Origin of the sequence: Gluconacetobacter sacchari (genome assembly GCF_014174255.1) — a bacterium.
Lineage (GTDB): Bacteria > Pseudomonadota > Alphaproteobacteria > Acetobacterales > Acetobacteraceae > Gluconacetobacter > Gluconacetobacter sacchari.
Map to the genome: position 1 here is coordinate 1 of NZ_JABEQJ010000051.1, position 13149 is coordinate 13149.

The window sequence follows — 13149 nt, forward strand, 5'->3', positions numbered from 1 at the left end:
CAAGCCCGTGCAGCCGCATCATCGCGACAACTTCCTCGGGTTGCAGCATCCCCGTTCCCCGCATCGTTCCAGACAATGCGGAAATCATGCTCTCTTCTTCCGTCATCGGTGCCCCTTTCAAAAACGAAGAGGGGTCAGTTCCTCATTGCGACAGGGGGTCACTTGCTCACTTCGCCTGACAGCGGCGGTGCCGCCATGCAGGGAGAGGGAGAATGTCGCCTCTTGTGTGGTCAGGACGACCACTTGCCCTATTGCGTCGGTTTTTTCGAAGATCACCTCTCCCAGCGCGGAAAATTCGGGCAGGGCGGGCGGCGCGAACGGATCGAACGCTGGTGTCAGTGTGATGATGCCGCTGGTGGCGTTGGGTTTCCAGACGACGGGAATACGGGTGATGGGGATATCGGGATCATGCGGGAAAACGCAGCCTCCATCGTTCGCAGAAACGGTTCCACTGTTTTCCTGCTCGCACTATGCTGTCTCCCGTGAGGTGGACAGTCTCGCGGTAGTCGTCGCGATAGCTGTCCCAGCGGCGCATGAAGGCTCCGGCCAGCCCGACCTCGTCCAGGCGGTCGAGTGCCCGCAGATCGGGCTCCGAATGCCAGATGCTGGTCGGCATGGTGTGGCCTCCTGCACTGGGTTTTCCGCATGTCGTGATGGACTCAAAATGATCGGGGATCGGATTTCCGCTTGCATAGAGCGAAAGACGCATCACGAGGTGGCACGATCCGCGCCATAAGCGGCGCAAAGATAGGTGGCCTGGAAGGTCGCTGCTGCTCGCGGCGCGGAGCGCCGCGTTGTCACGGCGAAAAATGGGTTGTGGCGAAGCAGGATATGCGGGTCTGTACGAAGGACGGATGCGAGCCGGGCTTGCCCGGCGAGCGCCGTACGCGCGGGCTATCGGGCCGTTTGTTCCCGCCGCCGATCCATGAGGATCGGCGCGGTTTGGGGCCGGGAAGAGGAAAGAAGGGGGCGGTTATGCCGCCGTCCGCCTCTCGCCCCAGTAGGTCAGCCGCCGGGATGCGGTGGCGGCGTGGGTTTCGTCCAGTTCCATGCCCAGCCAGTCACGCCCGAGACGCTGCGCCGCGACCAGCGATGAACCGGAACCCGCAAACGGGTCCATGACCAGACCGCCAGCCGGGCAGAAGGCATGAACCCGAGGCAGCAGGGCCGCGACGGGCTTCTGCGTCGGGTGCAGCTTGTTGCCGGAATACGGCATGTCGATCACATCCGGCATGGGCTGGTGGGGAAGTTTGGCATCACCCTTGGCCAGAAGATAGGCCGCTTCGTGGGTGTAGCGGACGAACCGAGCGGATGACGCATAGGATTTGCGGAAGATGATATGTCCAATGGGCCGAAACCCCGCCGCCTTCCAGGCCGCCATGAACAGGTCAACCCGGTTCCACGCATAGAACGAAAGAGCGAACCCGCCGTCCTTCAAAACCCGGTGCATCTGGTTGAACGCGGGCGGAGCCATGCGGCGTTGTCGTCATTGCGTACCGTCCGCCCATCCCGGCCCTGGTAATTCACAAGGTAAGGCGGGTCGGTGAGGATGAAATCCGCGCTGCGACGCGGCATCGCCCGCATAAGGGAAACGCTGTCTCCGTGAAGGATAACATTACGGAAGGCCCCATTCGCATTGTCGGTCATGTCCCTGACTCCTTTGCCGGTAAAATCGCCGGTGGAAGCACCCTGCGTGCTTCCCGGAGGCGGGTGACCGCGTGGGAGAGTTGGGGACAAATGACGGCGGGAGTGGCCGGGTTGCGCGCCAGCGGGGCGAAGCCCTGCGTCGTCGCGCGGCCCTGCCGCTCTGTAGGCGGCATTTGGGGGAAGGGAGGCAAAGGGCCTTCCTTCCCCGTTACGCGTTTGCTCTTGTGAGTGTTTTGGCGAGAAATTCTAGATAACTAGCCTCAATTTTGGTTTTTCTAAATGAAAAATTTCTTCTATATTGTATTCATTCCACCCAAATATATCTTTTAAATCCTCTTTTTTATAATCCAAGTCTTCAATATGTGTAACAACAAGTTGCTTTGCTAGCTTTGGTTTTTCGTCAATGTTTTTCAATTCAACAGGTTCATTCTTCCTCCATCCCTTTCTGGACATTTCGATCATGTAATATTTATAATTTGAATCAGAAATTTTTCCTAAGTCTTTGGCTCTACGGATGAGAGCAGACATTGCGACTTTCCATGATAGCTTTAGCCGCATAAATTTTTCGAACGAACACCGGTTAAGATCATGAATAATGTCCTCTCTCGGCATTAGAAACGCAGAAGCAAACTGATCAGCTTCAATCTCCATATTGGGATTTGGTAAAATATGTAGGGTCAAATGTGCCAATTCATGGCAGAGTGTGAATCGTAGTCTATCTGGAGGCACATTTGTATTAACAAATATTATGGGAGGGAAACCATCAACGGCATGCTGACTAAAGCCATCAATGAGATTTGTCCCAAAATCCATATGAAAAACAATAATCCCGGAACTTTCTATAATACTCGTTACGTCTGGAATTGGTCCCCTCGGAATTTGCCACATTTGACGGATTGCTAGAGCAACACTTTCAACGTCTCCATCATAATCATCTAAATCAATAGACGGTAGCGGACGCCGCTGCGGTGTAATTTCAACAGAGTTAAGCATATCCTCAATGCTTAACCGTATAATTCGCGATTTGGAGATGATCTCTTCGTAGGACGATTTCGACAGTTTCTGCTTCTTTCGATTGTAAGAAACCGGAAAAGCCGTCCTGACGGCGGGCTTAGAAAAAAAACGTTCAGTGAAACCTAGCGTGTCGCAGAAGGCCTGTACTGCTTCTGATGTGGGAGTTAAAAGCCCGCTTTCGATCTTCGAGATCGTGCCTTGGCTTACAATCTTGCAAGCCGAGGCTAAATCGGACTGAGACATTCCTCGGGCGGTGCGAGCGAGGATAAGCATCTCAGAATTGAATTTGTCAGCCATTCTTTCGTGTCGTATCTTTTTTGTGTTTTGGACGAACCAAATTTTTTGCGTCTTGAGATGGTGAAGGCTGATCCGGCCCTCGGACGATGTTGTCGTTCTTTTTTGCGTCTGCTGGCGGCAATACTGGGATAGACCAAGCTTCTCTAACACCGATGCCTTTCGGACATACAAAGTGTACTTCCGGTATCTCGCCGGGTACAGCAGGATCTACATAGCCTAAATAAATATAGGCTCGATTCTCCCCATTTTGGGCCTGTTTATTTGCCTGTATGTTTTTGGCAAGTGCTGTATAATTCTGCGCGATATTGAGAGAAGAATTTAACTTTCGTGATACAATGCGATATCCAGATGGGGTGTCAAAATAGGTTGTTCCGTCAGTTTCAACGACAGAAAAGAACTCAGATGGCAGACTGTTGCGCAAACGATCGACTATATGATCTCGTCTCAAACTCCTAGTTGTATTTGTACGATGCACACGAACTTGCTCACTGTAGAGACGCTCATAGTCCCGATAACCCTCTGTTACGGCTTCGTGTATGAGCCCAAAAAATGGACGTAAGCAGCGAGCTGCGTGGGATTTTTTTAACAACTTACTCGGAGGTTTGTTGGACGATGTCATAAGGCTAAACCCGACTCAGTGAGGACCACTTTTTCGATATACCCCAATCCTATCTTTTTCAAGAAAAAATATTCCAAATTCATTCCCGGCAGCGCGAAAAAAATCGGAGAGCGATCGTTGATGTGGACCTCAAAACATCAGTGGCATATGGCTTTTCGCCAATTAAATCAATGTATAACAAATTGAATAATCACGATTTTGTTTCAGTCTGCGCGAATGTGTTGAGGGCGATGCTTGGCATCCAAGATATCGCTTTGCGAAAAGTCATCACCTTTGAAGAGTAGAGGCACATCATGCAGGACCGCCAAGGCATAGCTTGCGCAGTCTCCAAAATTGAGACCAGCCGGATGCCGCCCCTTTCCAAATTGCAGGAAGGCGTTACGGGCAATCCGCGCCTGTTCAACATCTTGTGGCACGATCTCGATGGCGGCGACTTCGATCAAATCGTCCAGATCCCGCCATGTGGCCTCGTCGCCGGTTCGCCCGGCCATTACCATACTAGTCTCCAGCAGACTGACGGCTGAGAGTAGACAGCGATCAGCCTCGGCGATTAGGTGTAGGAACTCATCAGCTTCATCTTCCCTGCGCAGGATGGCCACCAGCGTCGAGGTATCGATGACGATCACGCTGGCAGGCCGTTCTCATCGTAGAGATCGTGGTCGGTCAGGATATCGTGTCCCTTCAACCGTTCGGCGCTGCGCAGACTGATGGCACGGAGATCCGCGAAAAGCCTATCCGCTTGGGCACGTGGGGCGTTCCGGCGGCGAACACCGTGAGGGATGAACTCCGCCCCGGCCTGCTCCAGCGCCCGGCAGACCCCGTCCAGGACGATCGGTGTCACTTGCCGTGCGCCGACTTCGCTTTCCAGCCGCCGGATGGTCACGACCGAAACATGGGCGCGACGTGCGAGTTCATCCTGCGGCAGGTGCAGCAGGGCGCGGGCGGCGCGAATCTGGTCAGGTGTCACGTTCATGGAGGAAATATATCTCAAAGAGCGGTTTCATTCAATATCGCCAAGGGCGCATCGACTGAAACAGAGGTCCGGTTGATCCTGTATTCTGGCGCTGCGTCCCCGAGCGCGGTGGCGATAGCGTCCGCCACCTTGTTGGCGGTGGTGCGAACGGGATCGGTCTTGAGGTGGGCATAACGTGCGGTGGTCTGCACCTGTGTATGACCCAGCAACCGCCCGATCATGGTCAGGTCCGCGCCAAGCTGGAGCGCGTCCGATGCGAAGGAATGGCGAAGATCGTGGATGCGCAGCGTGTCCAGCCCGGCCCGTGCGCGCAGCCGCCGCCACGGTTTCTGGATGTCGGTCAGATACTGCCCGTCCGCTTTCCCGGTGATGACATAGGGATTACCCTCGATCCGGGGTATGTCCGACAGCACGTCCAGCGCCGCCTTGCCGATGGGCACGACCTTGGCCCCGGTCTTGGAATCCGGCAAACGCAGGACACCCGCGCGGACGTCCACATACTTCCATTTCAAGGTCTGGATTTCCCCCAGACGGCAACCGGTGAGCAGCAGCAGGCGAATGCAGGTTGCGGCTTTCGGCTCGCCCTCAGCCTCCCGGAGTACCTTGCCCAGCCGGGCCAGTTCGTCGGGTGTCAGGTAACGCTCGCGCTTCACTTCCTTGTAGCGTTTGACCTTCCAGCACGGATTGATCCCGTCTGACCGTACGCCCCATGTGTCGGCAAGGGTGAACATGATCGACAGCACCCCCAGCACCCGGTTGGCCTGATAGGGTGTCTCTTTCAATCCCTGGTGCAGTTCGACGACATCGGCGCGGGTCACGTCGATGACCTTGAGTGTTCCCAGCTTCGGCGTGATGAACAGGTCCACGCAGCGACGATACTCGTACTGTGTCGAGGGCTTGCAGTGCGAGGCGACGTGTTCGGCGAGGAACCGCTTGGCGAATTCCTTCATGGTCGCGGCGGCACGGAGTCGGTCGCGCTGCGCGCCGGGATCGCTGCCCAGCCGGACATCGGACAGATGCTTCATCGCCTCGGTGCGGGCCTGATCCGGTGTGATCGGACCATGCGGACCGATATTGACCCGGCGGATGCGCCCGCCCGCGCGGAACTGGGCGAGGTAGATTTTCCGGCCCGACGGATGGACCCTGAGACCAAAGCCCCGAAGCTCGTCATCCCAGAGGAAATACTCCTTGCCGGTCCTGGCGGCAGCCTCGACGGAACGTTTCGTGATCTTGACCATGGGGAACCCTCCTCGGCAGGAATCACTGGAATCAAATAGGAATCATATGGGGGCGAAATCAGGCGATTCCAGTCGTAGGAGAGTGTACCATGCTCCGAGTAAAAACGTAAGAAAAACCGTCATTTATCGTAGAAAAACTGGATGCATGCGGCAAAAGTGTAAGTATTCGACTGGAACTCATAACCTGAAGGTCACAGGTTCAAATCCTGCCCCCGCAACCATTGTATCCTGCACCATAAACGCATCAAGAACGTCGCGATCCGGATGGGACGCGGCGCGTTTCTGATTCGCCGCGTTTCTCTTGTGGGACGCGAAACCCAGCATTGCCGCAAGGTCGCCCTCCAGCCAGATCGCCAGGATTCCGTCCTCCGGGATGAGCTTGATCCGGGTGATCAGGGTCCGGATCGCCTCGACAGCCTGCGTCGCCTGGACCGGATCCTGCAAATGCGCGTGCAGCGTCTCGATCCGCTCGCGATAGAGGCGCGCCATGTTTGGGTGCAGCAGGGGAGGCGGTGGCGGAGCATCTACCAGCCGCGCCTCAATCTCAGCCTTGCGCGCTTCGAGCTGACCTATGCGGTCTTTGAGGCGCGATCCCGGCACGCCGTCGAGAATGGCCTGAATGGCTTTGTCGAGTTCTCGCTCAATTCTGGGAAGCTCGGATCGCAGGGTGGCCAGATCCGCGCCCTTCTCCATGCGCAGTCGGTTCACCTCGCGGGTGAATTCCTCACAGAATTCATGGAACAGTCCCGGGTCCATCATCTGCGTGCGCAGGCCGTTGAGCACGGATTTCTCCAGCACGTCCCGCCGGATCGTCAGGCGGTTGTCGCAGGTGCCCTTGTTGCGCGCCGTCGAGCAACCGAGATGATTTTGTGAGATCATCGAAAAGCCACCCCCGCAGCAGCCGCATTTGATCAGACCGGTCAGGAGATGCGTGGGGCGCCGCAGGCCGTTGAGAGGGTGTGTGCCGCTCCCGCGCGATTTCTGCGACCAGGTCGTTTTGCTCTGGCGGGCTTTGACCGCATCCCAGAGATCTTGCTCGATAATCCGCAGATCAGGCACGTCGTGAAGAGTCCATTCCGATTCAGGGTTGAGGCGTGAGACGCGTTTCCCGGTGCTCGGGTCCTTGATGTACCGCAGGCGGTTCCAGGTCAGGCGGCCGATATAGAGTTCGTTATTGAGGATACCCGTGCCGCGTTCCCGGTTGCCATTGATCGTCGACGGACTCCAGACCCCCGACAGGGGACCGCGATGGCCTGCGGCATTCAGAGACAGAGCAATGGCTTTGGGGGATTTTCCGTCGGCATACGCCTGAAAGATCCGGCGGACGATCTGGGCCTGATCGTGGTTGATACTGCGTTCGCCACAGATCGCCTCGCCATGGATATCGCGCTGTTTGACGACGTCATAGCCGTAGGACAGGCCGCCACCGGATTTTCCCTGTTCGACACGACCGCGCAGACCCCGGCGGGTCTTGTTGGCCAGTTCCCTGAGATAGAGCGCATTCATCGTGCCAGTCAGGCCGATATGGAGATGATTGATAACGCCCTCCGAAAGAGTGACGATCTTCACGCCGCCAAAGCTCATGCGTTTGAACAGACCGGCAATATCCTCCTGGTCGCGGGACAGACGATCCATCGCTTCCGTCAGGAGAATTTGGAAGCGACCGGCATTGGCATCCGCAATGAGATCCTGGATTCCCGGGCGGATCAATGACGCTCCGGAAATTGCCCGGTCAGAATAGCTATCAACGATCGTCCAGCCCTGTGTGTCAGCATAACTGCGGCAGGCCCGGAGTTGATCCTCAATGGACGCATCCCGCTGATTGTCCGAGGAGTAACGCGCATAAAGAGCAACTTTCATGGCGGAAGCTTTCTGTCGGGGGGCGGTGGGCGAACGTCCGGATCGGGGCTGATCTCACGCTCATACCATTCTCGGGCCGCTTGGCGTGCGAGAATTCTAGCGAGCGCACGAAGCGGATGTAGAGAAATCCCGGGAGGCTCCGGATGGGATCGATCCATATCCCGAGATTTTTTCTCATGCATGATCAGGAGCTCTCTGTCGGAAAAGATGAGCCGCAGATTCCGACAGAATGTAGTGACTACGACCGATATGAAGGCTCGTGATCAGATTGTCCGAGATGCAGCGTCTCAGCGTAGATCGCGACGCTTCGAAAAAGCTTGCCGCATATTCGATCTTTATCAGGGCGGGGATGCAATAATAATTTTGCAGGACCGTTTCGATGTCCCCGGCGAGCGTACCGCGCGTCTTGTCAGCTGCCATGTTCTTTTGGAGATATCGTCGGCATGCGCTCGCCGGTATCAATACCCGTGCCCGCCGTCCTTCCTTGCGGTGCACGACCTCGCCAGGTCCGATCAAGGGGAGTATGCGGCGGCTCGGTATTCCGATGACGCTGTTACAGTCAGACGCCGGGATCAGGTCAGGGAAAGGCTGAGCGGAAGAAAAATACTGAGACGTCACTGTTTCTCTCCAGGCGGCTTATGTTCGGCCTGAAGAGAAGCAGGTGGGATCTATCTGCTGGAGTCCGGATTTTCCGGGACACTATTTTCAGGTTTTTTGTTTGAATCCTGATACGCCAGCGCAGCCGCCAACACATTTTCCGGCAACGGTGGCAGCCGAATTGGAATTCTGGCACTCAAAAAGCGTCTGTCATGATCGTTGAACACAGAAGCAGCGCCGTCCAGTTCGGGGTTCGGGCCCCGGTTTTCCTCAGAGCACTCACGGTCTGGCAGAGTCTCGAGATCGTCCGGCTCCGGAGGTTCTGGAATATACTCTGGAATAGGGAAAGGCTGGTTCTCGTCACGCTTGTAGGTGTCTTCTCTCGGTTCATTCGGAAAGTCCGGATTCCTTGCAAAGTAGTCTCTGCCGGAGATTGGGTCGTAAAAAACAGAGCCCGAATCATCCTCGAAGACTTTCCCGGTATCGGCGGACACCTCGGCAGGCTGAAAATCGCCCTTCAGCTGAATGAGATCTTTCCTCTCGAGAAGGGGTTTCCATCTTTTTGAACGGGCGGTGGACGACCGACTGGTCAAGATCTCTTCGAGGGCGAGCGCGTGCCCGATCGTCGCATAGGTCATGTCCGCGTCGTTCGGATCATCAAGAAGGGTATAACCACCCCGCATCAGGGAAGGAGCCTCGCCTTTCCACAAGATGACAGAAGGCCATTGCCCGGTATTCGGGCGTATCGGCAGGGTGCAGGGGCAGGCGAGAATATGCATGGCACCTAACTGGGCGGCCACTGGCTGATAATATTTTTTCAGATCCGTAAATACACTTCTCGTTAGACCCAGATACCTGGATTCCTTTTTGGTCACTTTATTTTTGTCGCGTACTTCGCTCAGGGGAAATGTTATGGTGATGAGTCGCTCCAGATCATTACGAATTTGAAGCGACGTTTCGTCCATCAGATAGTGGGAAAGACTGCGTCCGCTTCCGGGTTCGATAGCTTCAGAAAAGAGATGCGCCAGCAGATTCCAGGACACATTGATCGTATCGCCATGGCGGACGATCAGGCGGGCCGCAACATGGACGGCCAGGCCGATAATATAGACTCCGGCAAGAAGCAGGGTTCGCCGCCGCTCTTCATATTCGATAAAGGTCATTTGCCGCGGCGTCAGGTGTGGCAGTGTCAAGAGACGGGGCTTCACTCGCCGGCGTTTGGCACCGAAATCGAAAGGATCTGGTGACCCAATGCGACCTGTCATATCCCGAAGCCGGGACATGCGATTATTCAGGAACATTAACCGCTTCTCGAAATAATACCTCGCCTGCCGTGACGCAGATTGGGATCGCCTTCCCAGGAGGGCCTGCGCCAGTTGTGCATGCAGATATTGCAGGCGGAGATAAGTCGTGATTGTTGTCTCGCGATACCGCCTTTCACGGTCGGCTCGCATGAGCATCTTCTCCTCTTCTTCATTCGGTTGATAGGCAAGGGGTTTCGCCGCCCCGAAAGTTCTGGTCCAGTTGGGGCGGCAATGGCGATAATCTTCTGCCGTGAGCAGCACTGCCTGGAGACGGAGATTGAGATCACGGGCAGTCATGCCGCTACGAAGGCTGAGGTGCCAGTTCCTCCAGGGATTTCCCATGGCGGCCTTGCTCTTTTTCGCGGACTTAGAACTCGTCTTCTGAGTGCGTTTGGCGGCCATGGCGGGAAGCTTTCGATTTTCTTAAACGATGCCGTTCAGTTGTGACTGTCAGAGTCCTGTCTGACGCAATGCCCGGTGACTTCTGCTCATCGGGGCAGCTCAGGGGTAGAAAACGATCGCAGACAGCCAGAACCGTTTCAAGGTCAAATGCTGATAGCGCGGAAACGAGAGCGTCGCGGGATATGGAAACTTTGCCGTCTGGCTGTCTGGCGGAGGCGTGGAATGGACTTGCTTCGAAAAAGGTCAGCGCTCGTTGTGAGCATCAAAGGCTCTATCCATGACGAAGTAACGACGTTTTACGCGAGAATTTGAGGATGAGGCGGTTCGCCTGGTGCGAATAAGCGGTCGGACGCGATGGGTGGTGGCGGACGATTGAGGGGGGCGGCCCGTCCCGACGTGCTGGCTGGGTCGCGCGAGGGATCTGGCGAGCGGCGATCCTGGAGCGGACGCTCAGGCGCCCGGCGATATGGCGGCAGAACTCAAGCGCTCGCGGCGTGAGAACGAAATCCTGAAACAGCAACGTGACATTCTCAAACGGGCTACGTTTTTTTGCCAGGGAGGGAAGTCGATGAGCTTCAAGTTCATCGATCAGGCGAAAGAAGTATTCCCCGCCGAGCGTTTGTGTCGCGTCCCTGGTGTCAGCACCAGTGGCTATTTCGCATGGCGATCCCGCCCGGCCGGCCGACGGCAACGAGAGGACATGGTGCTCCTGGCGCATGTGCGTGCGGCCTGCGCGGGCTCAAACGAGACCTATGGCATCTCCCGCCTCCCGGTTTTTTGAGACACCCGATAAGCACGTGAGCCGCGTGCGGAGGTGTCACGATGATGAACGACTTGAAGAACGACGCGAAACGACCGGGGCAGGGTGGACGGATGTCACGCGGCCGCGAGAAGGAGGCCGTGCTTCGTCTGCTGCGCGGTGAGGACCTGGAGATGGTCTCGCGCGAAGTGGGGGTGACGGCTGCGACCCTGAGCGGATGGCAGGACGCCTTCCTTTCCGGGGGCGAGGCCATGATCGAGCGTGAACTGCAGCGTGAAAAGATCGCGGCCATGGAGGCTGGCCACCATGCCCTTCGTCACGACGAGAGACGGCGTCGAGATCTTCTTCAAGGACTGGGGCCCGAAGGACGGCCGTCCAATCACGTTGCACCACGGCTGGCCGCTCTCGTCGGACGACTGGGACGCGCAGATGCTGTTCTTCGCCGAGCGCGGCTTTCGCGTCATCGCGCATGGCCGTCGCGGCCACGGTCGCTCGGTGCAAGTGCCGCACGGGCACGACATGGACCACTACGCCGCCGACGCCTTCGCGGTGGTCGAGGCGCTGGACCTGCGGAACGTGGTGCATATCGGTCACTCGACCGGCGGCGGCGAGGTCGCGCGCGCTGTCGCGCGTCACGGCGAGCCCTCGGGCCGCACGGCCAAGGCGGTGCTGGTCAGCGCGGTGCCGCCGTCGATGCTCAGGACCGAGGGCATTCCCGAAGGCCTGCCGATCGAGGTGTTCGACGGCTTCCGTGCGGCACTCGCCGCCAACCGGGCGCAGTTCTTCCTCGACGTGTCGTCCGGCCCTTTCTACGGCTTCAACCGCGAGGGTGCGACGGTGCACCAGGGAGTCATCCGCAACTGGTGGCGACAAGGCATGGAGGGCAGCGCGCTCGCGCAACCACCACGGCAATAAGGCCTTCTCGGAGACCGACCAGACCGAGGATCTCAAGGCCATCACCGTCCTGACGCTGGTGCTGCACGGCGACGACGACCAGATCGTGCCGACCGCGGGCTCGGCGCCCAAGTCGATCGAACTGCTGCGGAGCGGCACGTTCAAGACCTATCCCGGCTTCTCCCACGGCATGCTGACGGTTAACGCCGACGTGCTCAACGCCGATCTGCTTGCCTTCGTGAACGCGTAGCCGCGCGTCCCCACGACCCATGAACCGTGGGGGCAGCGAGGATCGTCGTTGCCCCATCGAGCCAGCTACCGCGCAGGCGCAAGGTCGGCATTCGCCGTCAAGGTAGACATCAAAGTGGTGATGGCGGTTGCCTGAAAGCCGACATTGTCGGGCGAACCGCGATAGACAGAGTTTGGGACTTTCGTGCCGTTTCCACGCAACGTGTCGAGCGGCAGGTTTTGTCAATCGCTGACATCCGCACGCATCTACCCATCTTTCCCCTGTCGTTTCGGGCGTCCTTCGGCATCACCGACGACGTACCCTATGGCCCACGATGGGTGCCCCCCCGACGCTTCGATAAGCTTGGCAGGGCTGGATTTGCTGTTCGGCCCAAACCGGATCATAAATACCCTCGGGACACAGCTTGGCAAATAACCTATAACATGGAAGCTAATCGTATGCCGGTCGCGACGTTGGAGGGGACGACCTGTCTAATATCACTTTCGAGAATTTGAATGCCGCGCTTACCGGCAATCCTGAGACTCTCGAAGTTCACCTTGAGCTCGTCGAGCGCGACGCCGTCCTCGATGGATACCAAGTAAAGATTCACTGTCACTGCCTGACAGTCGACGCGAATGGCCGTTTCGATCCGCACCGGCTCGCGGAGTTTATGCGAAACGCAGTGACCAATTACGCCATCCCACGCGCGAAAATGGCTGACGCGAAGGCGCGGGACGAGAGATGGAACAGCGGCGAGGCAGTGGCCGCGCTTCACGAGGAAGCGAAACGGTCTTTCACCGATCTTGCCCTCACGGGCGAGGGCGGGGAGATGCTGCTGTTTCTGCTTGCCGAGCGCTTTTTGAAGCTCCCACAAATCCTCTGCAAAATGGACCTGAAAACCGACACCCGCTTGCATTATCATGGCGCAGATGGCGTTTACGCTGGCGTCACAGATCTCCCGCCTCCCGGTTTTTTGAGACACTCGATAAGCACATGAGGAACGTGCGGAGGTGTCACGATGAGGAACGACCTGAAGAACGACGCGAAACGACCGGGGCATGGTGGACGGATGTCACGCCGCCGGAAGAAGGAGGCCGTGCTTCGTCTGCTGCGCGGTGAGGATCTGGAGAGGGTGTCGCGCGAACTGGGCGTGACGGCCGCAACTCTGAGCGGATGGCAGGATGCCTTTCTTTCCGGAGGCGAGGCCAGTCTTGCGACACGTCAGACCGACGGCGAGACGCTGGAGAGCGATCGCCTCAAGGCAAAGCTCGGCGAGGTCATGATCGAGCGTGAACTGCTGCGTGAAAAGATCGCG

The 13149-nt window shown here is 57.3% G+C and carries 13 protein-coding genes and 2 pseudogenes; 5 read left to right on the forward strand and 10 right to left on the reverse strand.

The genetic code is table 11. From position 1 onward, the window contains the following. Nucleotides 1–406 precede the first annotated feature (406 nt). From HLH48_RS21680 to HLH48_RS21720, 9 genes and pseudogenes are all read right to left on the reverse strand, one after another. A complete protein-coding gene (locus tag HLH48_RS21680) occupies nucleotides 407–616 on the reverse strand; it encodes a transcriptional regulator domain-containing protein (protein WP_182999552.1) in 210 nt (69 codons plus the stop codon). A gap of 357 nt (nucleotides 617–973) precedes the next feature. After that, nucleotides 974–1647: pseudogene (locus HLH48_RS21685) on the reverse strand (DNA methyltransferase). A 246-nt stretch (nucleotides 1648–1893) separates the two neighbouring features. After that, nucleotides 1894–2958, reverse strand: coding sequence for a helix-turn-helix domain-containing protein (locus HLH48_RS21690; RefSeq protein WP_182999553.1), 1065 nt, complete (start codon nucleotides 2956–2958; stop codon nucleotides 1894–1896). Continuing rightward, complete coding sequence (locus HLH48_RS21695) at nucleotides 2951–3379, reverse strand: hypothetical protein (protein ID WP_182999554.1); 429 nt, start codon at nucleotides 3377–3379, stop codon at nucleotides 2951–2953. Before HLH48_RS21695 ends, HLH48_RS21690 begins: the two co-directional genes overlap by 8 nt. Nucleotides 3380–3780: 401 nt before the next feature. Beyond that, nucleotides 3781–4203 (reverse strand): type II toxin-antitoxin system VapC family toxin, encoded by a 423-nt coding sequence (locus tag HLH48_RS21700; protein ID WP_264812760.1) that lies wholly within the window; start codon nucleotides 4201–4203, stop codon nucleotides 3781–3783. Further along, nucleotides 4200–4550: a helix-turn-helix domain-containing protein gene (locus HLH48_RS21705; protein WP_182999555.1), complete on the reverse strand. Its 351-nt coding sequence runs from the start codon at nucleotides 4548–4550 to the stop codon at nucleotides 4200–4202. The genes HLH48_RS21700 and HLH48_RS21705 overlap by 4 nt, the downstream gene beginning before the upstream one ends. A gap of 14 nt (nucleotides 4551–4564) precedes the next feature. Continuing rightward, nucleotides 4565–5788 carry a tyrosine-type recombinase/integrase gene (locus HLH48_RS21710; RefSeq protein ID WP_246387672.1) on the reverse strand — a complete coding sequence of 408 codons (1224 nt, stop codon included), beginning with the start codon at nucleotides 5786–5788 and terminating at the stop codon, nucleotides 4565–4567. Nucleotides 5789–5965: 177 nt separating this feature from the next. After that, the gene (locus tag HLH48_RS21715; RefSeq protein WP_182999556.1) at nucleotides 5966–7648 is read right to left on the reverse strand and encodes a recombinase family protein; all 1683 of its coding nucleotides are present in this window, start codon (nucleotides 7646–7648) and stop codon (nucleotides 5966–5968) included. 668 nt (nucleotides 7649–8316) lie between these two features. Then, nucleotides 8317–9951: a hypothetical protein gene (locus HLH48_RS21720; protein WP_182999557.1), complete on the reverse strand. Its 1635-nt coding sequence runs from the start codon at nucleotides 9949–9951 to the stop codon at nucleotides 8317–8319. A 328-nt stretch (nucleotides 9952–10279) separates the two neighbouring features. Here HLH48_RS21720 and HLH48_RS21725 point away from each other — a divergent pair. Next, nucleotides 10280–10720 (forward strand): annotated as a pseudogene (locus HLH48_RS21725) (IS3 family transposase); the annotation flags it as partial. 107 nt (nucleotides 10721–10827) lie between these two features. Here the strand turns inward: HLH48_RS21725 and HLH48_RS23880 are convergent. Continuing rightward, entirely contained in the window at nucleotides 10828–11019 is a 192-nt protein-coding gene (locus tag HLH48_RS23880; protein WP_373320251.1) for a hypothetical protein, read from the reverse strand. Between HLH48_RS23880 and HLH48_RS21735 the strand changes: the two genes are divergently transcribed. From HLH48_RS21735 to HLH48_RS21745, 4 genes are all read left to right on the forward strand, one after another. Beyond that, complete coding sequence (locus tag HLH48_RS21735; protein ID WP_456305420.1) at nucleotides 11018–11626, forward strand: alpha/beta fold hydrolase; 609 nt, start codon at nucleotides 11018–11020, stop codon at nucleotides 11624–11626. The two genes, HLH48_RS23880 and HLH48_RS21735, sit on opposite strands and share 2 nt — an antisense overlap. 58 nt (nucleotides 11627–11684) lie before the next feature. Next, nucleotides 11685–11855: a hypothetical protein gene (locus HLH48_RS23935; protein WP_456305421.1), complete on the forward strand. Its 171-nt coding sequence runs from the start codon at nucleotides 11685–11687 to the stop codon at nucleotides 11853–11855. 691 nt (nucleotides 11856–12546) lie between these two features. Further along, the gene (locus HLH48_RS23430; RefSeq protein ID WP_246387674.1) at nucleotides 12547–12831 is read left to right on the forward strand and encodes a Hachiman antiphage defense system protein HamA; all 285 of its coding nucleotides are present in this window, start codon (nucleotides 12547–12549) and stop codon (nucleotides 12829–12831) included. A 21-nt stretch (nucleotides 12832–12852) separates the two neighbouring features. Next, nucleotides 12853–13149: helix-turn-helix domain-containing protein (locus HLH48_RS21745; protein WP_182999559.1), on the forward strand; the 297-nt coding region annotated here is incomplete at its 3' end.

What these genes read in the sequence shown, in the direction of transcription:
- HLH48_RS21680 (WP_182999552.1), bottom strand. Translation starts at nt 616, where the DNA reads ATGCCGACCAGCATCTGGCATTCGGAGCCCGATCTGCGGGCACTCGAC.
- HLH48_RS21690 (WP_182999553.1), bottom strand. Translation starts at nt 2,958, where the DNA reads ATGGCTGACAAATTCAATTCTGAGATGCTTATCCTCGCTCGCACCGCC.
- HLH48_RS21705 (WP_182999555.1), bottom strand. Translation starts at nt 4,550, where the DNA reads ATGAACGTGACACCTGACCAGATTCGCGCCGCCCGCGCCCTGCTGCAC.
- HLH48_RS21710 (WP_246387672.1), bottom strand. Translation starts at nt 5,788, where the DNA reads ATGGTCAAGATCACGAAACGTTCCGTCGAGGCTGCCGCCAGGACCGGC.
- HLH48_RS21715 (WP_182999556.1), bottom strand. Translation starts at nt 7,648, where the DNA reads ATGAAAGTTGCTCTTTATGCGCGTTACTCCTCGGACAATCAGCGGGAT.
- HLH48_RS21720 (WP_182999557.1), bottom strand. Translation starts at nt 9,951, where the DNA reads ATGGCCGCCAAACGCACTCAGAAGACGAGTTCTAAGTCCGCGAAAAAG.
- HLH48_RS21735 (WP_456305420.1), top strand. Translation starts at nt 11,018, where the DNA reads ATGCCCTTCGTCACGACGAGAGACGGCGTCGAGATCTTCTTCAAGGAC.
- HLH48_RS23880 (WP_373320251.1), bottom strand. Translation starts at nt 11,019, where the DNA reads ATGGTGGCCAGCCTCCATGGCCGCGATCTTTTCACGCTGCAGTTCACG.
- HLH48_RS23430 (WP_246387674.1), top strand. Translation starts at nt 12,547, where the DNA reads ATGGCTGACGCGAAGGCGCGGGACGAGAGATGGAACAGCGGCGAGGCA.